The sequence below is a fragment of the Roseibium sp. ROS1 genome, assembly GCF_054658215.1.
This window is the reverse complement of record NZ_BAAGIG010000002.1, coordinates 459502-485621: the sequence shown is the minus strand read 5'-3', so window position 1 is coordinate 485621 and position 26120 is coordinate 459502. Positions and strand designations below refer to the sequence as shown.

At 59.4% G+C, this 26120-nt stretch carries 18 protein-coding genes; 6 read left to right on the top strand and 12 right to left on the bottom strand.

The features are described from left to right. The 4 genes from ACYQ6M_RS10405 to parA all read right to left on the bottom strand — a co-directional run. Nucleotides 1–807 (bottom strand): porin (locus ACYQ6M_RS10405; RefSeq protein ID WP_460073667.1); only part of this gene is annotated, 807 nt, incomplete at its 3' end. An 813-nt stretch (nucleotides 808–1620) separates the two neighbouring features. Continuing rightward, the gene (pbpC, locus tag ACYQ6M_RS10400) at nucleotides 1621–3720 is read right to left on the bottom strand and encodes a penicillin-binding protein 1C (protein ID WP_460073665.1); all 2100 of its coding nucleotides are present in this window, start codon (nucleotides 3718–3720) and stop codon (nucleotides 1621–1623) included. A gap of 39 nt (nucleotides 3721–3759) precedes the next feature. Beyond that, nucleotides 3760–9303, bottom strand: coding sequence for an alpha-2-macroglobulin family protein (locus ACYQ6M_RS10395; RefSeq protein ID WP_460073663.1), 5544 nt, complete (start codon nucleotides 9301–9303; stop codon nucleotides 3760–3762). Between the two features lie 137 nt (nucleotides 9304–9440). Then, nucleotides 9441–10082 (bottom strand): ParA family partition ATPase, encoded by a 642-nt coding sequence (gene parA / locus ACYQ6M_RS10390; protein ID WP_023000188.1) that lies wholly within the window; start codon nucleotides 10080–10082, stop codon nucleotides 9441–9443. 186 nt (nucleotides 10083–10268) lie between these two features. On the opposite strand from parA, the gene ACYQ6M_RS10385 reads away from it, so the two are divergent. Beyond that, on the top strand, nucleotides 10269–11873 hold the full coding sequence (locus tag ACYQ6M_RS10385; RefSeq protein WP_460073660.1) for a diguanylate cyclase domain-containing protein: 1605 nt from the start codon (nucleotides 10269–10271) through the stop codon (nucleotides 11871–11873). Between the two features lie 49 nt (nucleotides 11874–11922). Here the strand turns inward: ACYQ6M_RS10385 and ACYQ6M_RS10380 are convergent, their stop codons facing one another. From ACYQ6M_RS10380 to phnC, 5 genes are all read right to left on the bottom strand, one after another. Continuing rightward, nucleotides 11923–13110, bottom strand: coding sequence for a lytic murein transglycosylase (locus tag ACYQ6M_RS10380; protein WP_168687830.1), 1188 nt, complete (start codon nucleotides 13108–13110; stop codon nucleotides 11923–11925). Nucleotides 13111–13266: 156 nt separating this feature from the next. Next, the gene (phnE, locus tag ACYQ6M_RS10375) at nucleotides 13267–14601 is read right to left on the bottom strand and encodes a phosphonate ABC transporter, permease protein PhnE (RefSeq protein ID WP_152507038.1); all 1335 of its coding nucleotides are present in this window, start codon (nucleotides 14599–14601) and stop codon (nucleotides 13267–13269) included. An 11-nt stretch (nucleotides 14602–14612) separates the two neighbouring features. Continuing rightward, on the bottom strand, nucleotides 14613–15461 hold the full coding sequence (gene phnE / locus ACYQ6M_RS10370; protein ID WP_023000192.1) for a phosphonate ABC transporter, permease protein PhnE: 849 nt from the start codon (nucleotides 15459–15461) through the stop codon (nucleotides 14613–14615). A gap of 182 nt (nucleotides 15462–15643) precedes the next feature. Then, on the bottom strand, nucleotides 15644–16558 hold the full coding sequence (gene phnD / locus ACYQ6M_RS10365; RefSeq protein WP_023000193.1) for a phosphonate ABC transporter substrate-binding protein: 915 nt from the start codon (nucleotides 16556–16558) through the stop codon (nucleotides 15644–15646). A gap of 58 nt (nucleotides 16559–16616) precedes the next feature. After that, entirely contained in the window at nucleotides 16617–17450 is an 834-nt protein-coding gene (phnC, locus tag ACYQ6M_RS10360; RefSeq protein WP_460074624.1) for a phosphonate ABC transporter ATP-binding protein, read from the bottom strand. A 399-nt stretch (nucleotides 17451–17849) separates the two neighbouring features. Here phnC and ACYQ6M_RS10355 point away from each other — a divergent pair, with 399 nt between their 5' ends. The 4 genes from ACYQ6M_RS10355 (at nucleotide 17850) to ACYQ6M_RS10340 (ending at nucleotide 20315) form a co-directional block, all read left to right on the top strand. Beyond that, nucleotides 17850–18476: a DapH/DapD/GlmU-related protein gene (locus tag ACYQ6M_RS10355; RefSeq protein ID WP_460073657.1), complete on the top strand. Its 627-nt coding sequence runs from the start codon at nucleotides 17850–17852 to the stop codon at nucleotides 18474–18476. An 88-nt stretch (nucleotides 18477–18564) separates the two neighbouring features. Beyond that, nucleotides 18565–19134 (top strand): helix-turn-helix domain-containing protein, encoded by a 570-nt coding sequence (locus ACYQ6M_RS10350; RefSeq protein WP_460073655.1) that lies wholly within the window; start codon nucleotides 18565–18567, stop codon nucleotides 19132–19134. 49 nt (nucleotides 19135–19183) lie between these two features. Continuing rightward, the gene (locus ACYQ6M_RS10345) at nucleotides 19184–19804 is read left to right on the top strand and encodes an HD domain-containing protein (RefSeq protein ID WP_460074623.1); all 621 of its coding nucleotides are present in this window, start codon (nucleotides 19184–19186) and stop codon (nucleotides 19802–19804) included. Nucleotides 19805–19943: 139 nt separating this feature from the next. After that, nucleotides 19944–20315, top strand: coding sequence for a SpoIIAA family protein (locus ACYQ6M_RS10340; protein ID WP_023000198.1), 372 nt, complete (start codon nucleotides 19944–19946; stop codon nucleotides 20313–20315). A 98-nt stretch (nucleotides 20316–20413) separates the two neighbouring features. Here ACYQ6M_RS10340 and ACYQ6M_RS10335 read toward each other — a convergent pair whose 3' ends face one another. Continuing rightward, nucleotides 20414–21202 carry a class II glutamine amidotransferase gene (locus tag ACYQ6M_RS10335; protein WP_023000199.1) on the bottom strand — a complete coding sequence of 263 codons (789 nt, stop codon included), beginning with the start codon at nucleotides 21200–21202 and terminating at the stop codon, nucleotides 20414–20416. Between the two features lie 16 nt (nucleotides 21203–21218). Beyond that, complete coding sequence (locus ACYQ6M_RS10330; protein WP_460073652.1) at nucleotides 21219–22685, bottom strand: aminotransferase class V-fold PLP-dependent enzyme; 1467 nt, start codon at nucleotides 22683–22685, stop codon at nucleotides 21219–21221. A 104-nt stretch (nucleotides 22686–22789) separates the two neighbouring features. Between ACYQ6M_RS10330 and ACYQ6M_RS10325 the strand changes: the two genes are divergently transcribed. Then, nucleotides 22790–23251, top strand: a complete 462-nt coding sequence (locus ACYQ6M_RS10325) for an Lrp/AsnC family transcriptional regulator (RefSeq protein WP_023000201.1) — start codon at nucleotides 22790–22792, stop codon at nucleotides 23249–23251. A gap of 6 nt (nucleotides 23252–23257) precedes the next feature. Here ACYQ6M_RS10325 and ACYQ6M_RS10320 read toward each other — a convergent pair whose 3' ends face one another. Continuing rightward, entirely contained in the window at nucleotides 23258–25957 is a 2700-nt protein-coding gene (locus ACYQ6M_RS10320; RefSeq protein WP_460073650.1) for an SH3 domain-containing protein, read from the bottom strand. Nucleotides 25958–26120: the final 163 nt, after the last annotated feature.

The following is a 26120-nucleotide window of genomic DNA, read 5'->3' as shown; positions in this document are numbered from 1 at the left end:
GCCCTGGAAGAAGATGTTGGAGCCCGGGGAAGCCATCGGGATGTTGACAGCAACACCACCGCCGATTGCCCAACCGAAGGAATCGTCAGCACCGTTGTTGGTTGCGCCGGTCTGGTGTGCGTTTGCACGATCCGGGTAAACCTGGTGCAGAGCACCGGACAGCTGTGCAGAACCCCAGCCCTGGGAAACGCCGAGAGCAGCGACCAGGTCCGGTGCACGAGTGCCGCCGTAGGTGCCAACTTCACGATGCGAACGATCTTCCAGAGCGATCGTAGCGGAGAAGCCGTTGCCGAAAGCTGCGGTGTAAGCGATCTGGTTGACCGTCTGGTCGGACCAGTTACGGCTGACAACACCCATGAAGGTCTGACCGGTGAAGATGTCGAAGTTCGAGGTCAGAAGACCTGCGGTCAGGCCGCCCCACTGGATGTAGGCGTTATCGAGGCTAGCAGAGTTCGCACCGTTGGTGACGGTGGAGTACATGGAGACGTATGCACGCAGGGTACCGAATTCGGTTGCAGTGCGAGCGTCCAGGTACAGGTAGCCGCGAGACAGCCAAGAGTAGCCGTCAGAATCACGGTTGCCCCAAGCGCCGTTGTCCAGCGTGTTGTTGACGATTACCTGGGTACGAACACGGCCGCCAACGCGGAGGCAGGTTTCGGTGCCCGGGATGTAGTAGAAGCGTGCGCCGTAAGCGTCACAGACGCGAACGTAATCAACCGGCTCCGGAGCAACCGGAAGATCGGCTGCCTGTGCGGTGGTGGCAGCAGCAGCAGCTGCAGCGCCGAGCATCAAGCTCTTGAGTTTCATATCTGACCTCCAAAAGTCAATTTTCATTGGAACCGAACCTGACCCTCAAGGACCTGGCGGGCTCCATCCCCGCGATTTCGTACAAAAACAATTCAGTCGAAAAAGTCCGAACTATTTTTTCTGGCGATTACTCGCCGTCGCAGGGCTTAAGAACCAAACTCGAGTTGGCACAGCAAGTCCAAACTGCTGACTGGCAGCACTGTCAGGCAGCTGTGTGTTTTTTCTGCAACATGCTGTTTTGCAACCAGTTTTCCATTACCCAAGGGAACCATCAAACAAAAATTCGCGGAAAATCCCGGGAAAATCACTATTTCGCGATGAGACACCCCAACCCCACCCCTCCGAAACACAACACAGAAAAACAAAGAACTTCTATCTAAAAATATAATACTCAATCAAAAAATAGATCATACTTCTAAAATAGAATATACATGTCTTTCTTATTTAAGATTTTTTCTTAATTTATACTTTATTAACACCTGAAAACAAGTTCAATGGAGAATTTCAACACCCTTCCCTTAAGGAAAATACGACACCACTCAGACGAGTGGAGAAAATCCGCTAAAACCTCGCCAAGGTAGGTGTTTCTTGTCTTCCACATACTCTGTCGCGGGATTCGATGCTGAAAGATTCGCCCCACGGCGATGAAAACCGCATGTTTTTCGGAAGATTCGCACATTCCATGCGAACTCTCGCAAAACAAGCGGGTGCGCAGGCGGGGTGTGTCGATCCGCATCTTTGATGCAGACCGGTCGGCAGGCCTTTATGCGATGCCGACATTGAAAGGGTTCGATATGGCGCGCTGTTGTGCGATTAGCGCAAAAGAACCGTTATTCCTGCACTGTTACCGTTGGCATCCAGCACCGTCACATCCGCAAAACCAGGCGTGTCCGGCTGCCAGACAAGTTGCCTTTCCCGCTGCCCTGTGTGGAGGGGGCGTCCGTTGACAAGGAAGGAGAACGGCCCTGCACCGCCCTTGAACTTGACGACCAGAGGCTGCGCCGACTGTTCCAACGAACTGTCCCGTGCGAACCCAAGATCCAGCTCGGCTCCGTCCGGCGGATAGGATATCTGCAAGGTGTCACCCGTGCGAACCGTGCCGCGGTTTTGTGGCAAGCGGGCAAAGCGAAGCGGTTCGGGAACCTGTTGCGCGGCGACACTCATGGCTTCCGCCGGACCGTCCGGAAGCGGAACCCTGTCGGGTCCCAGTATCTGAAACGCCTCGAAGAGAATAGGTACGGCGACCGAAGCTCCCGTCGCCCCGGGCACTGGCGTGCCATCCGGGCGCCCCGACCAGATCGCCACCACATGACGACCGTCATAACCGACAGTCCAAGCGTCACGATAGCCGTAGGCTGTGCCCGTCTTGTAGGCGAGGTGGTGTGTTTCTGCACTTTGCGGCTGCGGCAATCCGGAAAGAATATCGCCCACCATCCAGGAGGCCTTTTCCGAAAGGACACGGGCTGAAGACACCGGGGTCGTACCCTCTTGGCAGTCTTTGCGGCAAACGGACAGGGCTACCGGTTCGCCACCTCGAGCCATTGCGGCGTAGGCCTGGGCCAAGTCCCGCAATGTCATGCCGAGACCGCCAAGGCTGATGGCAAGCCCCGGTGCGATGCCTTTCTCCATGACGGGATTGGCACCGGCACGTTTCAGCCGGGCAATCAGCCGTGCCGGCCCGACCGCTTCCAGCAACTTCACGGCCGGTGTATTGAGCGACAACTGAAGGGCTTCGCGCAGGGTGACCGTGCCCTGGTAGGACTGGTCGAAGTTCGTCGGCTGGTAGCCACCAATGTTGGTCGCCCGGTCTTCAATGAAACTTTCCGGCAGACCGACACCTTCTTCAAAGGCAAGGCCATAGATGAACGGCTTCAGCGTTGATCCGGGCGAACGTGTGGCGCGGGTCATGTCGACATGCCCCTGGCGGCGCGTGTCCAGAAGGTTCGGCGCGCCAACGCTTGCCAGAATTTCTCCGCTCTGGTGATCGGCGACCAGAATGGCCAGGGAAACTGGCGATGGCATCGTCTCGCTCTTCCGTCTCGCCAGGGATTCGATCGCACGCTGAAGCTCAAGGTCGATCGTCAGCCGGTGGACAGGCGAGAGAGGCGCATCGGCACGCGCCTGCCGGCTTTCGTGCGGCGCCAGGAATGGCATTGCATAACGTATCGTCCGGACCGGTTCATTCGCGGCCGAAGCCGCATCCTCTTTGCCGAGGACACCAGCCACTGCTGCCCGGCGCAAGACACGGTTGCGGGCCTTGCGCGCCTGCTCTGGAAAACGGTCCGGCCGCCGCGCCTCAGGGCTTTGCGGCAATGCCACCAGCAGCGCAGCTTCCGCCGGCGTGAGACGCCCAGGTTCCTTGCCGAACCAGGTAAGGCTTGCCGCCCGAACCCCCTCCAGGTTGCCGCCAAAAGGCGCCCTGAGAGCATAAAGCCGCAAGATATCTTCTTTCGAAAACTCCGCTTCCAGCTGAACGGCCCTGAGTAGCTGCTCGTATTTACGCTCAAGCGACTTCGTCGGCTGCTCTTCCAGCAAACGCGCAACCTGCATGGTCAGCGTCGAACCGCCGGAAACTATGCGGCCGTTCCTGAGACTTTGCAGGGCAGAGCGAGCAAGCGCCAGCGCGTCAAACCCGCCGTGTTCGTAAAACCGCTTGTCCTCGAACGCCAGTAGCATCCGGAAATAAAGCGGATCTATTTCTGGTAGCTCCACCGGCAAGCGCCATTTGTCGTCCTGGCTGGTGAAAGCCCGCAGAAGGCGGTCGTTCCGGTCCAGAACGACAACCGACAGAGGCAGGTCGCCGACACGGGGCGGCGCGGACAGCGACGCATAGTCATGCCCGACCTTTGTAATCAGGCAGACAGACAGCGCGGCGGCACCAAGACCGGCGGCAGCGAACCACCGCCGGATCATGAGCCAATTCCGCCGCGCCAACGTTTTCATCGTACGGCCTTACCGCGTCGGGCCGAGAACAACCAACCTGCCGGTTGCCGTGATGGCGCGGCGGTCCGGACGGTACATATCCTCTACCGACGCCGGCGGGTGCGAATAGTCGCCCGGGGTTGCAGCCCTTGCAAGATAGGCAAAGGTCAGTTCCTTGCTGCTCCAACGAGTCTGGTCCACGGCCACTTCGAAGCGGTCCCTGTAGAACGCCGAATGTTCCGGCTGATCAACCGTATCGAGGAACGACAGGCCACCGATATCGCCGGAACGCACAAGCCGCGGATTGTCGATCACCAGGCCGGCAGGCAGGCGGTCAACGACCATCAACCGGCCCGGATGATCCGTCAGGGCCCGCACTGTGACGACAACCGCAAGCCGGGTGTTGACCGGAACCGCGGCCGGATCGATCGGATTGCCGTCAAGGTCGTAGACCGTGCGTTCAACCGCATAGTCCTTGCCACCTGCGAGCTCGGGCACCAGCGGCTGGCCGGCCACGGAGACAAGAAGCTCCGTTCCAGCGTCCCCGTTGTTCTTAACCTCCACCGGGAAGTCGGCAACCTCACGGCCAGCCAGCGACCAGGCGAGCCGTCCGGGCGTTACTTCACCACGAACGGAGATCCGGGCGTCTTGCGCGGATTCGTTGAGCGCATTCGCTGCCAGGAGCATCCAGGCCATGTCCTGTGTCGACCGGTATGGCTTGTTGGCCTGGGCCGTTTTCAGGAAGTCAATTGCTTCCGTCTTCAGACTGTCTTCCATGGACGCCGAAACGACATAGTCCGTCACGCCCGCGCTGTCGCGCAGGACGGAGCCGTAGTCGTCGCGATAGTACTTCGGAGCCTCCTTCGGCAGAGCGGCAAGAGCCGCCCGGAAACCGGTGGCCGCCCGGTCACGCTCGCCATAAAGGGCAAGCCCGGCAGCAACCTGTGCCTTGGCAAGCGGTGTTGCGAAGTTCTGCAGCTTGGCATCCAGGTAGTAGCGAAGATCGCCCATGGAGGCGCGGCCGTTGCGGGCCAGCACGTGGAGCGCATAGGCGATGTCTTCGCCACCATCCTGGAAGTCGGAGGAATAGGCCAACCTGTTTTCCAGATTGTCCAGTGCCGAAGTGAACGCAAGATCAGGCACCAGATATCCCTTTTCGCGCGCACGGGTCAGGAAGTCGGTGACATAGGCGTCCAGCCAGGTATCACCGCCGCCGTAGCTGTTCCAGAAACCGAAATCACCGGAAGAGGACTGGTTCGACAGGATCTTGGCAATGGCCTTGACCACCCGTTCCCGAATGGCGCTATCGCCGCCAAGCCCGGCAGCCTCGGCAACTTCACTGAGGTAAAGCAGCGGCAAGGCACGACTGGTCGTCTGCTCGGTGCAGCCATAAGGATAGCGGTCAAGTGCCGCCAGCAGGCCGGCGACATCGATGCTTGCAGCACCACCGGCAGACAAGGTGATGTCAACCGTATCCGCCCGCAGGCCGTCGAAGGTGTCCGCATCCAGCGAGAGGCTGTCTCCGGATGCCAGTGAGAAGCTGGACTGACGGACAACTTCAGGCTGGGTATCTTCAACCTCGAGACTGAAACGCTTGACGAAAACTTCGCCCTGCGGCCCGGTCAGCGACGCAACGACTTCCGACTTCGTCAGCATGTCTTCTGCCGAAACAGAAAGCAGCACCAGGGCTTTCTTGCCGTTTTCCAGATCCAGCGTACGCGACTGATCCGTGCTGCCGCCTTCCAGCCGAAGGCCGTCAGCGACCGAAACTTCCAGCGCATAAGAGCCGGAAGGGCCATCGACGTTGTCGATTTCCAGGGAAATTCGCGACTGGTCTCCCGGTGCAAGGAAGGCGGGTGCGCTTGCCGTCATCACGACTGGTGAACGCACTTCCACTTCCTGGTCGGCATGACCGACGCCATCCCTTGTCCAGGCAACCGCCATCAGTTTGACGGCGCCGTTGAAGGCCGGGATATCGAAGGAGACGGTTGCTTCGCCAGTATCGCCCACGGTTACAAGTCCCGAGAACAGGGCAAGCGGTTCTTCATCCGGCGGAGGTGCATCGAGCCGCATGCCTGCGGCATCTCCTCCGGAACGGACGCGCCCGCGGGTTCCAGCCATCCGGTCGATCAACTGGCCGTAAAGATCACGGAAGTCGGTGCCGAGACGCCGCTGGCCGAAGTACCATTTCTCCGGATCCGGTGTCTTGAAGCCGGTCAGATTCAAAATGCCGACGTCAACCGCGGCAATCGTCAGATACGCCTGGTCTCCTGCTTTCAGGTTCGCGAGTTTCACCGGAACGTCCAGTGTCGTCTCGGGCAGAATCCGGTCAGGCGCAGACAACTGCACGTCAAGCGCCCGGTCACCCGGGTCGACCTGAAGCCAGGACAGACCGACTGCCCGTGACGGCATTCGCTTCTGGTCCAGGTCCATCGGTCGGTAGAGGCTGGCCGTAATATAGGCCCCAGCCCCCCAATCGTCGCTGACAGGAATCTCGACCTCGGTTTCCTCGGCAGTCACTTCAACGGTCTTGCTGGCCAGCAATCCGCCGGAAACAACATTGACCACGGCAATACCGGCCATCTGTGGCTTGAGGCGCAGCTTGGCGGTGTCGCCGGGCCGGTAGCTGGTCTTGTCGAGGCCAACGTCCAGATAATCAGGCGTATCTGAGGACGCATCGGCAGAATACCAGCCGGCATTGAAGGTGACGCGCGTCGAGGTCTGCAGCGTTCCGCTGCCTTCAACGTCGAGACGGTACTCACCCCATTCGACCGGAAGGGATAGCTGTGCCGGCTGTCCAGCAGTCACCTGCACGGTGCCGGTGGCAACACGGCGGGTGGTGGTGATCGGCTCATAGGACCAGTTGCCGTCATAGCGGTACCATTGATACCGACGATCGACCTTGGACAGGGTCCAGCCGATGTCCGCTCCGTCGACTTCCTTGCCGTCTTCATCGATGACGATTACGGAGAAATCGGCCGGGCCGCCTTCATCGACACCGCCGTCGAAGGCGGGTTTCACGCCAATGCGTGGTCCGTCGATGGCAACAGGCAGGTCCATGTCCCGTTCAACGTAGCGGCCACCCGCCTCCACCAGGCGTGCGATCAGCTCGCCGGTATAAAGCATTGTGGTCTCGGGAAGTTCGGGCATGAAGACGTCGAAGGTAAGCTTGCCATCTTCATCGGTCTTCAGGCCCGACGACAGGGAGCCACGCTGTGTGTAGGCATCCGCATCGGCAATGCCGAACTGATAGCCCGGGTGGGCTTCAAGCGTGCGGATGGGCCGCACGATGACATCACCTTCCAGCGTCTGGCCGCTGGCCGGAGAGCCGTAGAGATACTTGGCGTCCAGCGATACTGCTGTCGGTCCGGTACGGTTGAAGGCCTTTGCATCTGTTTCAAGTTCGAAATCGACTCGCTCGGGCTGATAGTCCTCCACCAGGAAGGTCTGCTCGGTGAGAGCCCTGCCCTTCGGATCGGCAAAAACCTGCCAGGACCAGATACCCTGCTGAGCCGACGCCGCCAGCGTCACATCCTGAAGGTGACCGCCGAGCCCGCCGTCGTTCACGGTAAAGCGGGCGTGCTCCACACCGTCAGGCCGATTGAAGATGAAGGTGAGCGGAAAGTCTTCCTGTGCGGTTGCACTTGCATTGCGCAGCAGAGCCTGCGCGTGAACGGTTTCGCCGGCCTTGTAGATACCGCGATCCGTCCAGGCAAAAACGTCTAGCGGCCCCGGCGCTGCACGTCCTTCGACACCCCGGTCGGACAGATCGAACGCCGGTTTGCGCAGGTCGAGGAAGGAATAGTCGCCCTCGGACGTTTCGGCCACGAGAATACCGGGGGCCTGACCACCTCTGCCGCGGGTAAGGCCGACGGCAAATTCCGCAAAACCTTCCGCGTTGCTGACAGCTTCACCAAGAATGTCGTTGTTGACGGCCAACAGGCGTACGGTCACGCCCTCCAGTGCCTCTGCACTTGTGAGAGAGCGGATATTGGCGGCAATGCCGTTATCGCCTGATAGGGCCGTCAGGCCCAGATCGGACACAAGGAACCATTGCGTTGCCAGCGTGCCCCAGCGGTTCTTCTGATCGAGCTTTGACCGCGCGGTCATGGCATAGACGCCCGGTTTCAGCTCGATGCCGGTTTCCGAAATCGGTATGGCGGTCGTGATGTCCTGGTTCAGGTCGTTACCGGTCTCGACAATTCCGGACCAGACCTTCTGACCCAGTTCGTCCTCGATCTGGTCTGCCCGCCAGCTGTCAAGCTGCCGGAGGAAGCGGTTGTCACGCAGGATGTCGGCGATGGAGCGGTTGCCGATGCGGTAGATCGAGGTCTCGACTTCAGAGGTGTTCACGGAAACGATCGGAATGGTGGGGTCGCCACCAGCGGGAAGAACGTAGGAACGGCTCAAAAAGCTGACGGACGGAGACCGGTCCTTCACATAGACAGTCAGGTCCGCGGTCTTTTCCAGCTTCTCGCCATCGGCTGCCGGCAAGCCGCTGCGTGCGGTGATCTGATAGCGGCCGCCATGCTTGAGACCATCCGCACAGATTTGGCTGCCTTCCGCCTCAATCGCGAAAGTACCCTCGCCGCTTACGCTGACATAAGGGCTCATGTCTTCGCCAAGCGGCAGTTTTTGCGAGAAGACCAGACAGATCCGTGGCGACGCGCTGTCGGAATCGACTTCGTGATCAACGATCCGGAAGCCGTGCTCGGCAACCAGATCCGCGTATTGCCGACGTACGCTGGAATTTTCCTCGACCGCCAACGATGCCCGCAAGGCCTTGATCGCGGTCTTGTATTCGCTGCTTCGGGTCATCGCGCGGCCCACAAGTTCAAGCGCCAAGGCGCGCTCAGGTGCGCTGACGGACCGCAGATAGGCATTGATCGAGGCTGATATCGCGTTCTTGCGCTTGGTTTCCCTGTCCTGCCAGTTGTCTGGATCCTGCAGCAGCAGGGCGGTGGTGAGCTGGGTCCAGGCATCAAATTCACCCGGTTCCAGCTTGATCAGCTGCAGGAAGTCGGCTTCTGCCAGTGCGCCGTTACGCTCGCCGAGTGCGTCCTGACCGTTCCGGCGCAGCTGATCCGCAGTCTGCCCGTTCGGGCGCACCGAATTTGCAATGCTGAGGGAATAGGTCTGTGCGCTTTCCAGCTGGGATTTGGGAATAAAAACCAGCTCTGCCTTTCGGTCTGCGCTCTGGTCGGCGCGTGGCGCCTTGACTTCAACGACCCGTCCGGCGATCGCACCGGCAAAACTCTGCAGTTCGCCATAGTCGGTCTTCAGGAAACACCAGCCCGCAGAGGTGTTGAAGGTGAATGCGCGGCATTGATTGTCGCTGAGGCAGACGGATTTGCACCCGTCCAGATCCACGTCTTTTACGGTGCGATAGTCACCACCGAAGAAATCCGCATCATCAATGGTGACGATACGCCGGTCCTGCGCGCCTGCTGCGGTGGCCATGATACCGGCGAAACCGGCGCTGGCCACAAGAAGCAGTGTGCTTTTGGCAACCTTCTTGAAACGATGCTTGAAATTGAGGGAAAGCTTTTGGGAAACAAACGAAAAAACGAACATGGCCAATCCTCCGGGGCCTATAATTTCCCCTATCAAGTCACTGGATCGTGACAAGGACAAGGCAAAATAGTTTTTAGAGTGAACTCTCCTGACACAAGGGCGTGGTCTCGCAAATGCAGACGAGATGGTCTGAGAGTTCAGCCGATCCTGCTGACCAGTTCCTCGATCAGCAGCGCAACTTCCTGGGCCGCCTTGCTGGATGGTGCGTCCTCGGTCACGGCGCGGCCTCTGCCCATTGCAGAGGCAAAGACGGTCCGGTTGCCCAGGCGGGCATTGAGCGCGTCATATCCCGAAGCGGCAATGGCGTCCGCCATCTCGCCTGTCAGGGACGCGCGGGGCGGTACGCGGTTGAGTACCAGAAGTGCGGGAGTATCTTCACGCGCAGCCATCTCGATCGTCTGCGAGGTTGCCCAGAGATCGACCGGCGTCGGCTGGATCGGAACGATCACGAAGTCAGCGGCGTCGATTGCCGGCTTGGCATCACTGTCGGTCTTGGGCGGTGTATCGATGACAACGTACCCATGGGACTTTGCGAGCGAACGCGCCTCACGCCTTGCGCCCCAGCCTGACGCGGTGCGGAATTCAAGACCGGTATTGTCTTCGCCAAAGTTGTCTTCGCGTGCCTCGAACCAGGTCCCCAAAGAGCCTTGCGGATCCACGTCGAGGATTGCCACCGGTTCGCCGGACTTTTTGGCAAGCGCAACGGCAAGATGGGCCGCAAGGGTTGTCTTCCCCGACCCGCCTTTTTGCTGTGCAACCGTCAGAATCCGCCCGGACATGCCTAAACCTCCAGAATTTCGCCAATATATTGCGCTGATGTTTTTCGCAACGCAACAAATCTATGTCTTATCCAAATGAATTTACGTTGCGTTTCCGGAATTATGGCTATGATCACCAGAGGTATTTTTTAAAAACTGCCGTCAAGGGAGGCGCACCTGAAGGAACTGCAAGAGCGAAGCTGGGCCTTGCGATGGCGCAATCCGGCGTTCTGCAAACGCCTTTTGTATGACGCGCTGAAACGGCAGCCGGAACCGGAACCCGGCAACCGTCCCCTTCAGTTCAATCTTGCATGGCTGGAGCGTTGGTCCGGTCATTTCGATGCGGCGGCAAAGCTTGCAGACAAAGCCTTCTCGATGATGGATCCCAGGCAGGATCCGGAAGGCTGGTCCGAGCTTCTGGTCATCAAGTCGGTTTGCGTCTACAGCCTCGGTGAACTCAGCCAGGCCGATGCCATTCTGGGAGAAAGCCTGGAGATCCTCGGGGCGGCAACTCACGGACGCGCCGGTATCGAGCCGCTGACCGTACTCGCCAACATGTGCGCCTATTATCATGACTACGAAAAGGCTCAGTCCAAGCTTCAGGAAGCCATGGACATCGCCGATCGGCTGAGCCTTGTTTACGAGCGTTCGCACATCCTGCAAACCCTATCGCGCACTGAATTGCGGTGTGGCAGTCCCGAGGCAGCCGTCGAAGCGGCAAAGGCGTGCCTGGAAGATGCCCTGGTGCATCGCAACGCCGTGAACCTGCCTTACGCCTATGAAGTGCTGGGAGCGGCGCTGGTGGAAACCGGGGCATTGAAGGAGGCGCGCGCCTGCGCCGCCAAGGGCCTGGCAGCGGCACAGTTCAGCCAGGATCACCGGGTCGCCTGCCACCTTTACTACGTGCTCGGATTGAGCCTTTTCGAAGAGAAGCGCTATGACGAAGCGCGTGCCGAACTGGAAAACGGTCTGCTGAACGCTGCCGGTGCCGACTATCACCACTGGACGCGAAACTTCTACCTCAAGCTCTCCCAGACCCACGAAGCCCTGGAAGAGCACCGCAGTGCACTCGACTATCTGAAGGCCTATGTGAAACTTCAAAAGAAGATGTTCACCGAGGAAACGGAACGCCAGAGCAACGATTTCCGGAACCGTCTGGAATTCCGGCTTGCACACAGCAAGGCCGATTACGAGAGGGAATTGCGCACCAGAACCGAAACCTTGAACACGGAATTGCAGGAGGCGAACACGAGCCTTCTTGAACTCAACGCCCAGATCGAATTCAACGCACTGCACGACGCGCTGACAGGTGTCGGCAATCGGCGCATGATGTCGAAATTCTTCGAAACGACCCGGCTCAGCGTGGGCCCCGGCGTCAAGGTTGCCGCCATTCTGATCGATCTGGACCGGTTCAAGACCGTCAACGATCACCATGGCCATTCGGTCGGAGATCAGGTCATCAAGGCAGTGGCGGAACGGTTGTCGGATTTGCTGCAACAAGATGAGACGATCATCCGGATGGGCGGCGACGAATTCCTGATCCTGTCGACACGGCGCACTGACGCGGACAGTCTATCTGCCTTGGCAGACAGGATCGTTTACGACATCAACCTGCCGATCCCGATCAAAGGGGCGGTGGACAGGACAGTCGGCGCAAGTGTCGGGGTCTCGGTTCAGGCGAACGGCCCGGACCTCGAATATGAGCTTCTCAGGACCGCGGACGAGGCCATGTACCAGGCCAAGAAAACGGGCCGGAACAGAAGCTGCCTCCATTGCAGTGTGCCGCTTTCCATTCCCCAGAACGCTTCCTGAGCGGCACCTGTCAAGCAGGTTCACCCTATTTCAGCCGATTGCCCGTGGGCTATTTCCCCCCCAGCACCGAGTACACATTCCAGGACGGACGTCCTGTTACCGGGAGGCCGTGGCGTGCCTCGGCCTTGCGGATGCCTTCACGTGTGGCCGGGCCGACCTTCCCGTCCGGTTCACCGACGTTGAAGCCGTTGCGGTTGAGAAGCTTCTGCAGCTCCACACGCTGAGCACGGGAAAGACCGGGGTTGTCCGTCGGCCAGGGTGTCTTGAACGGATCGCCGCCTGATACGAGTTCCGACAAAAGGGCGATCGCCAGACCATAGGACGTTGATGCATTGTAGGAACGCAGAGCCCGGAAGTTGCGGGTCACCAGGAAGGACGGGCCACCCGCTCCTGCCGGCTGGATCAGCGCTGCATCCAGATTGCCGGAAAGAGCGCCGCCGTCGATTTTGCTGAAGCCTCTTTTGGCCCAGGTCGACAGGGAGGAATAGTTCTTCAGACCCGACGGCCCACTGTAACTCTTCGGTGCCTTGACCTCGTATCCCCAGGGCCGGCTGTTGCTCCATCCGGCATTTTTCAGAAAGTTAGCCGTTGAAGCCAGGGCATCGGGGACGGAATTCACCAGATCCTTGCGGCCGTCACCGTCAAAGTCGACCGCGAGACTGTTGTAGGTGCTTGGCATGAACTGGGTTTGCCCGAAAGCCCCTGCCCAGGAGCCGACGAAGTCTTTGGCCGGTACATCCCCTCGTGAAGCAATCTGCATGGTCTTGATCAGTTCGCCCTGGAAGTATTTCTGACGCCGTTTGCCGGCGCAAACCAGATTGGCCAAAGCATGTGGGGTGTAGAAATCGCCGCGGAAGTTGCCGTAGTCACTCTCGATGCCCCAGACCGCCAGAACCACGTGCCGGTCGACACCGTACCGCTTTTCGATGGAGGTGAGTGTGCTGTTGTGTTTTTTCAGATTTGCCTTGCCGTCCTGGATCCGCTGCGCGTCGACCAGAAAGGCCATGTAATCCCAGATTTCGGTCTTGTGCTCGGGCTGGGACGTCGAGAACCGGATGACCTTTTCGTCAAAAGTTGCACCTGACAGCATGCGCTCGGCAATGTCCGGTCGGACGCCTGCGGCAACAGCCTGTTTCTTCAGGGATGCAACACAGCTTTCGATCGCAAAGGCCGATCCTGCCATGGCCATCATGGACAGACCGGTTCCGAACGCAACATTCACAAGATGATTTCGCATGCCCTGGCGCACAGCCCCCTCCGCAGCTTCGAAGCAATTTCCGAACGCTGACACGCTAGCGCGACATAAATGCGGCAAAAAGGGGGTACCTGCAGTTATCAAGATAAACCCGGTGCCGTTACCGCGCCGGGTTTATCACTTTCAGGTCAGACGGACCTATTTGCCTTCAATCAGCTTCCGGCGCAGCCAACCTGAGGTCTGATCCATCAGGATCACGACAATGATTGTCAGGATGATGATGTAGCTGGTGTTTTCCCAATCGCGCGAGGTCTTCATGGTTTCGACCAGCAAGAGACCGATCCCCCCTGCCCCGAGAGCACCGATGACCGTGGCTGACCTGGTGTTCGATTCCAGGTAGTAGAGGACCTGGGACACGAAGACCGGCAGGATCTGCGGGATCACACCGTAGCGATACCGCTGGATCTGATTGGCGCCGGTCGCCCTCACGCCCTCGACCTGCTTGTTGTCGATGTTCTCCAGCGCTTCGGAAAACAGTTTGCCGAGCGAACCGGTATCGGTGAAGGCTATTGCCAGAGCTCCTGTCAGCGGCCCGAGACCGAAGGCGCGAATGAAGATCAGCGACCAGATCAGCATGTCGATGCCACGCAGGAAGTCGAAGAGGCGGCGTGTTCCGAACCGAAGCAGCTTCGACGGCGTGAAGTTGCGAGCTGCAAGAAACGCCAGCGGCAATCCGAAGAATGCGGCCGTGAGAGTGCCGAGAACGGCCATCATGATGGTTTCGAACAAGGCGGTAAGAACCTTGCCGTGCTGCCAGTCAGGGTTTTCCAGAAACTCGTTCACGATGAACCAGATGTTCGACGTTTCCGGATCCATTCGGTCCGAGCTCAACGCCAACGCATAAAGCTGGCTGAAGGACATGCCGTAAAGTGGTGAGCGGAACGGAAACCAGAAGTTCTCCCAACCGCCGAAATAGTTGTGAACCTCGATCTTCGTCTTGGTGACCTGAAGGCGCCGATCAAGGGTCGGGCGCACATCGAGCTTGCGCGGGTCGATCTTGATCCAGTCCGGTGCCGGCCCTGCCGGCAGAACCGTTTCGACACCATCGGCAGTCGCGGTGCCCTCCACCACGCCATAGCCCGGGATGGTGAACAGGGCTGTCCTGCCATCGATCTCGACCTTGTAGCCATCGCCGAGGTCAACTACACCATTTTCGCCGCTGAGCTGCACCCAGTCAGGCACCTTGGCGTTGTCGTAGGTAGCGGTGCGCTCGCCTTCGATCGCAACTTCGAACTCGTTGTCCCGGAAGCTCTTTGTGACGTGAACTTTGTAGGCGACGCTATCCGTTGCCAGAATCACCGCCCGTTCCGGCTGGGCACGAGAGAGCAGTTCCGGCACCCCGAAGGCGAACCACGTGTAAACGAGGTAGGTGAAGATCGCGAGCGGCACGACGACAGTGAGCCATGCGCGCCGGCGGACCTGGTTCCAGACCAGAGCCTGGGTGACGGGTGTTTCGAGCGTATCGACGGTCATGAGATTTCCCCTCAATGCGCCCGGCCGGACCCGACCAGCTTGCCGCGCAGATAGGACGACAGTTGGTCGATGGCCATGATGGTTATGAACAGAAGGACGAAGATAGCGGCGGTTTCATCGCCTGCACCCTTGCCCCAGCCGATCGTGCGGCGAAGTTCCTGGCCGATGCCGCCAGCGCCAACGAAGCCGAGAATGGCAGAAGCACGCACATTGATTTCAAGGCGCAGTAGGAAATAGCTGAGATAGTTCGGCGCCACCTGGGGCAGCACCGCAAACCGGATGCGTTGCAGCCAGCTGGCCCCACAGGCCGACAGGCCCTCGATGGGCTTGCGGTCGATGTTCTCGTTCACTTCGGAAAAGAGTTTGCCGAGCGCACCTGCGGTATGAAACGCAACGGCGATCATGGCTGGTACGGGGCTAGAGCCGAGCACGAAGATCAGGAACAGCGCAATGATCAATTCGGGAAAGGCACGTGTGATGTCCATGATGCGGCGGACTACCGGGATCAACGGTCCCCAGCTGTCGACATTGCGTGTGGAGGCCATCGCCAGCACCACCGCCATCGCGCCGCCCAGAAGGGTCGCAACCGCGGCAATGTTCAAGGTTTCCAGCATGGCCGGAACGAACTGCAGCATCAGCGAGAAAAAGGCCGGGCCGGCTTCAAAGGCTTCAACGACGATCTCGCCCGGATAGTCGAAGAATTTGGAAAGACCCTGAATAAATCCGCCGGAATTCATCGAATTGGATTTCGAATAACCGGAGACCAGAACCGCTACGACCAGCAGCAACCCTATCAATGAATAGAGCTGGCGGCGTTTGCGCATGGACAGGATTTCCTGCTCGAGTGCGGCAACAGCCATTGTTTGGGACCTTTACTTGATGCTCACTTCATCCGAAGCGGGGTGGCTTAGCTGGATCAATCCTTCGAAACCTGGTGATCCTGGCCCTGTGGAGCCACTTCTTGCGGAAAGTCGATTCCGCTGGCCGATACTTGAGAAAACGCGGGCCGGAGACCGGCCCGCGCGGAGATCGGAAATTCCGATTACTCGCTCTTTGCCTTACGGGCAGCGACGATGGATTCGTAAGCCGCATGGGTGATCGGTTCGAAGCCGCGTGCTTCACCGGCCATCACGCCGTAACCACATTCCTTGTCTTCCTTGACGAGGTTGGCCATCAACTCGGTCATCTTTGCCTTGATGTCGTCCGGCAGCTTCTTGGACAGGACAACCGGGCCTTCCGGGATCACCGGCGAACGCCAGATTTCCTTGATCTCGGTCATGTCGACCAGACCCGCATCGGTTGCCTTGCGCAGAGCGCCGGAATTGTAGCCGTCTTCCCATTCGCCAAGACCGTCAGCCCAGGTCACACCGCCGGCAATGTCGCCGTTGAATACGGCAACGATGGTCTGCTCGTGACCACCGGTGAAGACGACGTCGGAGAAATACTCACCCGGCTTCATGGAGTAGCCGAGTTTCGGGATTTCGATGGACGGGATCAGGTAACCGGACGTGGAGTTCGGGTCGCCGAAGCCGAAGGTCTTGCCCTTCATGTCTTCCAGGGAGTTGATCTCGCTGTCGACGCGGGCAAAACCGATGGAGTAGTAGCCGTAGCTGCCGTCGTTGTTGACCTTGACCAGAACCGGCTCAACGGCTTCCGGGTCGGTCAGGAAGACTTTTGCGTAGCCGGAAGCACCGAGCCAGGCCATGTCGAGGTTACCGCCGAGCAGGCCTTCGATAACGCCGTTGTAGTCTGCCGGAGCAAACAGCTTTGTCGGAACGCCGAGCAGTTCCTCGGTCTTTTCGCGCAGGCATTCGTTGGCACGCAGACGGTCGGAAGCATTTTCGCCGCCGAGCAGGCCGATACGGAATTCCGTGATTTCCGCTGCACCGGCAACAGAAGCGTTCAGAGCGATCATGCTGACGGCAGCAAGCGCAGCAACTTTAGCAACGAGTTTCATTTGGGACACTCCCCGAGAGTTCTCAATTTTGATGACGTTAAGCGGGTGCGCAGCCGGATCAGACCGCTGCTGCCGCCGGGGTCATCGCACCGGCGGATTCTCTGGAACCGGACTGGCCGGCATCGATGGCGGTGGATGTCGCCGCCTCGTTAAAGCTCTCATCGGCACCGTAGATTTCGCGTGCGACAGCCGTGGTCAGCGCTTCCGGCGCCCCGTCGAACACGAGGAAACCGTCGCGCATGCCAATCACCCGGTCGCAATAGGTCCGGGCAGTGTCGAGCGTGTGCAGGTTGCAGATGACGATCTTGTTGTCGCGCTCGTGAATTTCACGCAGCGCATCCATGACGATCTTGGCATTCATCGGATCGAGCGAGGCAATCGGCTCGTCCGCCAGGATCATGTGCGGGTCCTGCATAAGAGCGCGGGCAATCGCAACACGCTGCTGCTGACCACCGGACAGTTCCTCGGCCCGCTTGGTGGCTTCCTGGGCAATGCCCAGTCTGTCGAGCGCACCAAGCGCCGAATTGACGTCTTCCTGGCTGAAGATGTTGAAGAGGCTCTTCAAGGTGCCGTGACCGTTGAGGCGCCCCAACATGACGTTGGTGACAACATCCAGGCGCGGCACCAGGTTGAACTGCTGGAACACCATGGCGCAGTCGCGCTGCCAGCGGCGCATCATGCCGCCTTTCAGGCTGAGAATGTCCCGGCCATCGAACAGGATCTGTCCGGCGCTGGCGGGGGTCAGCCGGTTGATCATGCGCAGCAAGGTTGACTTGCCGGCACCGGACCGACCGATGATCCCGACCATCTGCGGTCTTTCGATATTAAAACTTACTTTGTTGACCGCGGTCCGAGACCCGAAGGTCTTGGTGACTTCCTGAAATTGAATCACGCGCCAGCCCTGTCCGTTGTGTTCGTCGTGCTGCGCGACAAGAGCCACCGGACCATTACAGAAAAATGACATTCCTTTGTCGGGGAGCCCAAAATTTTATGACAAATCAATGACATCCCTGCCTGAAGCATCGGCAGAACAACCATCTCCGGCGGGAATTCCGCTGCGCTCTCAGCGCTTTCCGGGCCCCCTCGGCGTCACATATGCCTGGCTGAAATTAACTCGGAAATCAGTGCTCAAATACAAGGCTTCTACCCGCCAAATGCCGTTTTCACCGCTGTGGATGCATGCAAAAAAAGTAACGGAAGTCACGCCAGTGTCATCAAAGCGTCACGACCGGTGCCAGCAACACGGCTACAAACCGTTTCCGCACTCCTTCCAACGCTATATGGAGCATCCATGTCCGCCCCGACCCAGAAGCCTTCCCTCACCGAAGCCCCGAACATTCATCCGGAGGCCAGGGTGCTGAATTGTGATCTCGGCATCTGGACCGAGGTTGGCGCACGCACGGAAATGCGCGAAAGCAGCATGGGGGACTATTCCTATATCGTGCAGGAAGGCGATGTCGTCTGGTCGACCATCGGCAAGTTCTGTTCAATCGCCCGTCGCGTCCGCATCAATCCGGGAAACCACGCAACCTGGCGCGCCTCCCAGCACCACTTCACCTACCGCGCTGCTGCCTATGACCTTGGCGAGGACGACGCGGATTTCTTCCAGTGGCGCAAGGACGACTGGGTCACCATTGGCCATGATGTGTGGATCGGCCACAATGTCACGGTGCTTGCCGGCGTCTCGATCGGCACCGGAGCTATTGTTGCAGCCGGGGCAGTCGTCTCCAAGGATGTCGCCCCTTACACCGTTGTTGGCGGTGTGGCCGCCAGGGAAATCAAACGGCGATTCACCGGACAACAGGAACAGGCGCTGATCGATATCTCCTGGTGGGACTGGTCCCATGAAGAGCTGAAGCAGCGGCTGCCCGATTTTCGCAAGTTGTCGATCGACGCGTTCATCGAGAAGTACCGCTGATCCCACAGGTGGCGCGGACACCTGCTCAGGTGAGCCGTGCCTTCTTTTCCCGCTGCACAAAATTCCCGGGACGCGTTACACTTGCACCATGCAAACAGAAACCGCCGTTCTTGAAAGCAGTCTTGGACCGTCGCTGCGGCGCTGGCGCGTACTGAACCGGGTCAAGCAGGAAGCTCTGGCGCATGAACTTGGCGTCTCGCAGACGAGGATATCGCGCTGGGAGAGCGGCAAGTCGCAGCCGGACGACAGCGACAGGGCGAAGATCACCCGTCTGCTGAGGGCACGTCCGGAGAGCGCCGCCGACAAGGCCCTGCTTGATCTTGTCTCCCGGTCCGCGATTCCCGTGCATCTGGTCTGCGACCTCACACACAGGCTGCTGGCCATGTCCGTACCGCGTGCCTGCGAATGGCGCGCACCGGTGAACGAGTTTCTGAACCGGCCCCTATGGCGTTTTGCGTCCGAAGGCATCCGGGCAACGGAGCACAGACTGACCGACTATGGCTGGTTCGAGCCGGATGCTCCGGACATTGTCTACCGAACGGAACACGTCGATTTCCCGGAAATGACCATCCCGGAGAGCATCATCCGGATTTCGCGCCTGCCGCTGTCAGACGGACGGTTTGCGCGGCTGGTCCGTGAAGAACAGGATGCCGCATAAATTATGCGGTAACTCGTCTGGCGCGGTGGCCCGCAATAATCTGGCCGCCATGACAAAGACGCCCCCTTCCCTCGATCTTCCTGAAATTTCCCACACCAGACTGACGGGCCTGCTGGACTTCCTTCAGGCTGCAGAGCAGCTGAAGGACACGCTTCGCTCGGGATCGACATCCGGCGGCAGGCCGGAGAGCACTGCCGAACATAGCTGGCGACTGGCCTTGATGGTTCTGTTGTTCGAACCAGAGCTGAAAGAAATCGACATGCTCAAACTCCTGAAGCTGACGCTTGTGCATGACCTGGGCGAAGCCATCTCCGGAGATGTCCCCGCTCCACTCCAGTCGCCGGGTGACGACCGTCAGGAACGCGAGAGGCGGGACTTCCTGACCTTGTGTGAGCCGCTGCCGGGTGACGTGGCTGGGGAGCTAACCTCCCTCTGGGATGAGTATGCAGCGGCACGAACCGTCGAAGCACGACTTGCCAAGGCGTTCGACAAGCTGGAGACCATGCTTCAGCACGTTCTGATGCCAAGGCAAGCGCCTTCATTTTATGAGTTCAACCTGGGTTACGGCCGTGATCGCACCGATTGCAGTGCTCTCACGCGCCAGTTGCGGGACGAAGTCGACGAGCTGACCCGCACCATGATGACGGGCGCCGGACGGGAAATCGCCTGATTGCACCAGTGACTTTGCCGCTCAAGGGTACCTGGTGCCTTGCCGGGCGGTCAGCAAAAAAGATCAGGCAGGTTCTTATTTTTCGTGTTTGGGTTTACCCTTCTGGTTGTGCCGTCCAGTCACTGCCGGAGGAACCAGCATGTACACCATTCTGCCCCGCAGCCAGGGTGCCGTTCTCGGTGTCGAGATTTCCGGAAAAATCGATATTGATCAGGAAAAGAACCTGATCGCCAAGGCCGAGGAGATGATTGAAGATCAGGGCAAGATCAGCGTTCTGGTCGTCCTTGGCGATCATGTCGGCGTTTCCTTCGAGGCCGCCAAGGCAGACATCCGGTGGGTGCTTGCCAACATGCAGCATCTCAACAAGATCGCCATCGTGACGGACAGCAAGTTGCTTGCCGCCCTCGTTGCGATCGACGCCACGTTTGCACGGATGGTCGGAATTCAGGAAAAGCACTTCGACCGGGATGAAATCGATATCGCCTGGCACTGGATCGAAACGCCAGTCTGAGGTCAAGCCGTTGGCGATTTCTGCCACTGAGGCTGCCGTCCAGCCTCATCTGACAATTCAGTTCTGGCAGGTCAGTCCTGGCAGGTCAGTCCGGAAAATCAGGCGTCAGCGAGCTGTTCATCACTCAGGAAGGCAACCTGGTTCACCTTGCCGTCCCTGACCTCGATCATCTGGCCCTGAGGCACTTCCATCCAGCATCCGCGGGCTTCATCCAGCGGTTCGGACACCACCATCACACCGTCGTCATACACCCGGTAATAGAGCGTCGGCGCCAGGTTGTCCGAAGCATAGCGGGCGGCATAGAGCGTTTCACCATCCGACCAGCCGGCAGCAAAACGCATGTGCGGCGTCGTTCCGGCGTATTTGGACAGGGCTTCTGCTTCGAACACAGCTCTCGCCATCGCCGCGCGCGGGTGCAGATTGAGTCCATAGGCGAGCGCGACCAGAAACAGGCTTTCGCTGTCGGTGCCGCCGATGCGGTCGCGGTAAAGGTCGTCCGGGATCATGTTGTCGAGGCGACGCTTCACCTTGTCGTAGCCGCCGACCTGACCGTTATGCATGAAGGTCCAGCGCTGGAACGTGAAAGGATGGCAGTTGTCCCGCGTGGTCGCCGTTCCGGTTGAGGCGCGCACATGTGCCAGGAAGTGGCGAGACCGGATGTGCTTGGAGATCTGCAACAGGTTTGGATCCGACCAGGCGGGCCGGACGTCCTTGTAGACACAAGGGGTGTCCCGGTCGCCGTACCAGGCAACGCCGAACCCGTCGGCATTGACCGATGTCTTGCAGGACAGCGCGTTGCGGCTCTGGTCGATCAGCGAATGCGCCGGATCGCAAATGACTTCTTCCAGGTATTTGGGAGCTCCGCTCCAGGCAGCCCAGCGGCACATGTCGACTTGGTGTCCTTCAAGCAGCGTCTTGCATGGCCTTGAAACGGGCCGTGGTTTCATCGCACGCGTAGTAATCCGCGGCCGGATAAGGATGCAGCGCCAGATCTTCGACGGCGGCAATGATCTTGTCCGCCTTGTCTACTGTCATGAGCACTGAAAAATTGAGCCGTGTCCAGCCGGGTTTCTTCAGTTCTTCACCGGAAAGAATACCGGCCCTCAACGCTTCGGACTGTTCCGGACCGATATCCAGCAACCGATGGGCATAGGGCCCGGCACAGGCGCAGCCACCACGGGCCTGGATGCCATAGATGTCCGACAGCATGCGGGTGACGAGCTGCTGGTGCACATAGCCTCCGCGTTCCAGATCCTTCACACGGAACGAGAACACGGGTAGCACGTGACGGGCCTTGTCGTTTCCGAGGATCTCGATCGCCGGATTGTCACGCCAGACCGCCAGCGCCTTGGCACGCCAGGCGGCGTTCCGCTCGTCCATGAGCCGCTGCCCAATGGCTTCCTTGACCAGAAAAGCGAGCGCCGCCCGGATATCGCCGATCACGTTCGGCGTACCAGCTTCCTCGCGGGCTGAAAGATTGTCTGAATAATCATGAGCCCAGGGCGAGACGAAGCGTACCGTTCCTCCGCCCGGAAAGACCGGTGTCGCCTTGCTGACAGCTTCCTTACGCACGATCATGACACCTGACGCGGCTGGCCCACCGATGAACTTGTGCGGCGAGACAACAACCGCATCTTTCTGGGCATCCGTGCCGGCTTTTATATCTACCGGCAGGTAAGGGCCGGAACCCGCGCAATCCCAAACGCTGAGCGCGCCGTAACGCTTCAGAATGCGTGTGACCGCCACGTCGTCAGTAACGATGCCGGTTACGTTGGACATCAGCGAGAATGCTCCAACAATCAACCGGCCGGCCCCCGCCTTGCGCAACACAACCTCCAGCTCTGCAAGATCAGGTCCACCAGTTTCCGCTTCGTCTATCTCGATCACCTCCGCTCCGCTCTCGCGCCAGGGCAGAATGTCTGAGTGATGTTCATAGGGACCGATCACAACAAGTGGCTGTTCGCCCCGCTCTGCGGCGGCCGAAACACCAAGAAGATGTACAAGCCGGTTAAGGCCTGCGGTTGCCCCCGAGCCGCAAAAGACCGTCGCGTAGCCCTGGTCAGCCCCGCAAATGCGGGCGATTTCAGATCGCGCGGCCTCGCGCATTCGTGTCATTGCGCTGCCGCAGTAGGAAGCCTCGGTGTGGCTGTTCGCGTAGACCGGCAGGATTTCTTCCAGAACGAATTCCTCGACCTGACGCAGAGCCCGCCCGGAGGCGACGTAGTCGGCATAGATCAGCTCGCGTTCGCCAAACGGACCTGAAATGGTTGCCCCCTCGCCGATCAGCCCCGCGCGCAGGCGGGAAATCAGGTCCGGAGATTTCAGTTCCTCGATGAAATGATCGAGTGCCGTGCCTGTTTTTTGGGTCATCTTGTGCTCCGAAACGTCTTTTTCGGATCATACGACCCCTTTCACTGGGATATCTTCACCTCATTCGATTGTATTAGGCTCCAGATCGTGTCATTTGATCGAACATGGAGAAAAAATTCGATCATATTGATCGCGCGCTGCTGCGCGCCCTGCAACGCGACGCACGTCTTTCGCAAAGAGACCTTGCCGACAAGGTTGGTCTTTCCCAGAACGCCTGCTGGCGCCGGTTGAAAACGCTGTACGACAGCGGATTGATTGAAGGACATACGATCCGGCTGGACCCGGCGCAGCTCGGGTTGAACCTCACGGTCTTCGTGATGATCCGGACCCGGCACCATTCCAAGGAGTGGCTGGAAAGGTTCAGGGGCGAAGTGGTGGCCATTCCGAATGTGATCGATTTCTACCGGATTGCCGGAGACTACGACTACATGCTGAAAGTGGTGGCCGAAGACATGAATGCCTTCGACCGCGTCTATCAGCGCCTGATCGAGAAAGTCGATCTGGATACGGTCACGTCGTACATGACCATGGAATCGATCGCGGATGCCCGCGACCTTCCAATCTAGGTTTTCTCAGCGGCGGCGTCCGCCACCTCCCCTGCGCGCACCGCCACCGCCGCCATGACGTTGCGGGCGTGCCTGCGGACGTGAGCGCTGAACGTTGCGCTGCCGATTGACCTGCCGGTTGCCTGCCGTTCTCGCCCGGTTGTCCCTGCTCAGGTGTGCAGGCGCCTGGGGCCGGGCCGCCGGACGTGTGGCAGGGCGGGTCGCCGGTCGCTGCACATTCGGCTTCTGGATATTCGGTCGTTGCACATTGGGGCGCTGAACGTTGGGACGCTGCGCCGGTCGTTGGACGTTTGGGCGCTCCACATTCGGCTTTTGAACATTCGGGCGTTGGACGTTGGGACGCTCGATATTCGGGCGCTGGCCAGCAGGCAGGTTGGTCGGGCGTTGAACATTCGGCCGGTTCTGGATTTTGTCGCCAAGGGGGCGGTTGGCAAGGGCTGCGCCTGCGCCGGCGCCGATCGCTCCCCCGGCCAGTCCGGCACCAATGTCACCCATGCGGTCCTGGATTGCCTCGCGGGAGGGCGCAGCGACTTCGCCCCAACGGCCACCCTCGAATTTCTGCCATTTCTCGCCATCGCGGCGATAGACGCTACCATCCCGGCCGGCAAAGACGTCACCACGGCGATCAAGGTTCGCTACACGGCCCAGATTGCCGTCCTGCTTCCAGCGCTGCACGGCACCAGCCTGGATATCGCGCGTGCGTGACCATTCCGGCCCGCTCACGACCTTGCCGCCCCAGGAGCCGTAAATGCCCCGGGCTCCGCCAACCACGACACGATTGCCGGTCCGCGGATTATAGGCGCTGATGAAGCCTGCACTGCCGCGCGGGCCGCTGATGGCGGCACCGCGAATGTAGCCGCCCGTACGCGGATTATAGATGCCGCCGCCGGCGATGCCGCGCAGCGGACCGTAGGCATAGCCATAGCGTCCGAAAGTGCCACGGACCGGATTGTAGAAGGCACCGATCCCGTAGCTCACCGGACGCGGGAAGTAGATCGGGCGCAGCCCCGGACGGTACCAGGGCCGATAATAATAGCCTGTGCCGTAAACGAAGACGCCCCAGGACAGGAACCCAGCCAGATAGCCCATCGTGTAGCCGTACCAGACCGCTCCCGGTTCGCTGTCGTAGATGCGCACATAGGTGGTGTTGTAGACCGGGGAAGACGGCGGAATGGTGTAGATCTCGTCAGGAACCGCCGTGGCAACCGTAAATGGTCCTTCCGGGCTGTCTCCGACAAACCAGACACCGTCCTGCAGCACGTAGTATTTCGCACCGACCAGGATCACCTGGTCGCTGGTATTGACCGCGTAGGACATCGACGTGCCGTCGATCTTCTCGAATTCCGGATCGCCGGCATAGGAGACATCCGCACTGACGGAACCGACCTCAACGCGAGCCGTTGTCGGAATGCTGGCTTTCAGCCGTGCCTGCGAGGCTTCAGAAGTGCCTGGAATAGACGAACGGACCGAATAGTACGGCGCGTCTTCCGGCAGGTTCTGAAAATCGGAGGGCATGTCCGGCGTGGTGAAGGTCCACGGCCCGTCAAGCGAGGTGGACTTGAACCAGCGGCCGGATACCAGAATGTACCAGGTGGACGTGGATTTCAGGAAGAACACGTCGCTTTCGGTGTTGGACGCCCATTCCAGATCGGTGCCATCCACCGGTTCCAGAGCCGGTTCGCCGTCAAAGACGATCATTTCGGCCGGTGTGTCTGAATAGATCACCTTCGGCGGAGTATTGTCCGCGAACGGTTCCCCCGGAATCGCTTCCCGGGTTTCCTTCCAGTTATCGTCATCCGGAAGAGACCCGATCAGATCCGGCAGCTTGTCGACCGCTTCCCACCCTGCCGAGACGTCCTTGGTTTTCATCCAGGATTTTTCATCGCGCAGATAGAGTTCGCCGCTCTCGTCGATTTTCAGAATGTCCCAGTTGCTGTTGACCACGAAGCTGAGCCCCTGGTCACCCTTGACTGGCGCAAAGATTGGCGTGCCTTCGGTCTGCACGAGAATGGATGGCTCGGTCGAGACATAGATAGGCGGTGCTTCCGAACTCAGGCCCTGGACATCCTCCATGCGCTGGTATTCGGCAAGGCCTGCGGTGATCCGATCCTCTTTCACGGTGATCGTACCGGTCGGCATGATCTTGCCGACCTGAAGCGACAGGTCGGTGAGGGATTCCCGGTCCAAAGCCGAAAAGTTCAGTTCCGTTACCTGGATCTGGTTGATGTCAACTTCGCTCTTGTCGGTGTCGGCCACGGTCGCGCCGCTGACACCGATCACACCAAAGACAGGCTTGGCATCCTTGTCCTTGATGTATTCCGCTGCCACCATCGCCTTCAGGGTCTTGAAGTTGTCCCACTCGGTGAATTGCGGCTGGTAGAGCACCAGCGTCGCCCCGGCGTCGGTCTGGAAAGACCGCGGCCAGCCGGTCGTCTGTTCCGGTTCGCTAAGCTGAAGATACTGTCCGCTGACAAACCCGTTCTGGCCGTTGTAGCTGATTGAACACCAGGCCCCGCTGTCATCGCAGTTCTCCATTTCGACCTGCGTGCCGGACGGCACCGTTCCCAGTGAGCCGAAGTTCGTTCCCGGGCCTTGTCGGAAATTCACGTTGGCGGTCGTCAGGGCCGGCGCGGCAAGCACGCCGTTTACGAAAACCGTTTGCAAAATCAAAGTGGAAGACAAAAGAACGGAAAGAGACTTACGCATTGGGACCTCCCGGGGGCCGGTTCAACCAACCCTGTCGATGTCGGTGCATGTGTCTGTGCACGTGACGGGAACCTGTGCGTTCCCGAGGCAAGCTAAATTTCGTTGTCACGCCTATTCCCTGTGAGGGGCGTCACGGGTAAATCTTACGTGGAGTGATATTCTA

Bases quoted from the DNA above. Each gene is read 5' to 3' on its own strand.
- phnD (WP_023000193.1), bottom strand. From the start codon at position 16,558: ATGAAACTCGTTGCTAAAGTTGCTGCGCTTGCTGCCGTCAGCATGATC.
- ACYQ6M_RS10335 (WP_023000199.1), bottom strand. From the start codon at position 21,202: ATGTGCCGCTGGGCTGCCTGGAGCGGAGCTCCCAAATACCTGGAAGAA.
- ACYQ6M_RS10330 (WP_460073652.1), bottom strand. From the start codon at position 22,685: ATGACCCAAAAAACAGGCACGGCACTCGATCATTTCATCGAGGAACTG.
- ACYQ6M_RS10395 (WP_460073663.1), bottom strand. From the start codon at position 9,303: ATGTTCGTTTTTTCGTTTGTTTCCCAAAAGCTTTCCCTCAATTTCAAG.
- phnE (WP_152507038.1), bottom strand. From the start codon at position 14,601: ATGACCGTCGATACGCTCGAAACACCCGTCACCCAGGCTCTGGTCTGG.
- ACYQ6M_RS10320 (WP_460073650.1), bottom strand. From the start codon at position 25,957: ATGCGTAAGTCTCTTTCCGTTCTTTTGTCTTCCACTTTGATTTTGCAA.
- ACYQ6M_RS10350 (WP_460073655.1), top strand. From the start codon at position 18,565: ATGCAAACAGAAACCGCCGTTCTTGAAAGCAGTCTTGGACCGTCGCTG.
- ACYQ6M_RS10325 (WP_023000201.1), top strand. From the start codon at position 22,790: ATGGAGAAAAAATTCGATCATATTGATCGCGCGCTGCTGCGCGCCCTG.
- ACYQ6M_RS10380 (WP_168687830.1), bottom strand. From the start codon at position 13,110: ATGCGAAATCATCTTGTGAATGTTGCGTTCGGAACCGGTCTGTCCATG.
- pbpC (WP_460073665.1), bottom strand. From the start codon at position 3,720: ATGATCCGGCGGTGGTTCGCTGCCGCCGGTCTTGGTGCCGCCGCGCTG.
- parA (WP_023000188.1), bottom strand. From the start codon at position 10,082: ATGTCCGGGCGGATTCTGACGGTTGCACAGCAAAAAGGCGGGTCGGGG.
- ACYQ6M_RS10340 (WP_023000198.1), top strand. From the start codon at position 19,944: ATGTACACCATTCTGCCCCGCAGCCAGGGTGCCGTTCTCGGTGTCGAG.
- phnE (WP_023000192.1), bottom strand. From the start codon at position 15,461: ATGGCTGTTGCCGCACTCGAGCAGGAAATCCTGTCCATGCGCAAACGC.
- ACYQ6M_RS10345 (WP_460074623.1), top strand. From the start codon at position 19,184: ATGACAAAGACGCCCCCTTCCCTCGATCTTCCTGAAATTTCCCACACC.
- ACYQ6M_RS10355 (WP_460073657.1), top strand. From the start codon at position 17,850: ATGTCCGCCCCGACCCAGAAGCCTTCCCTCACCGAAGCCCCGAACATT.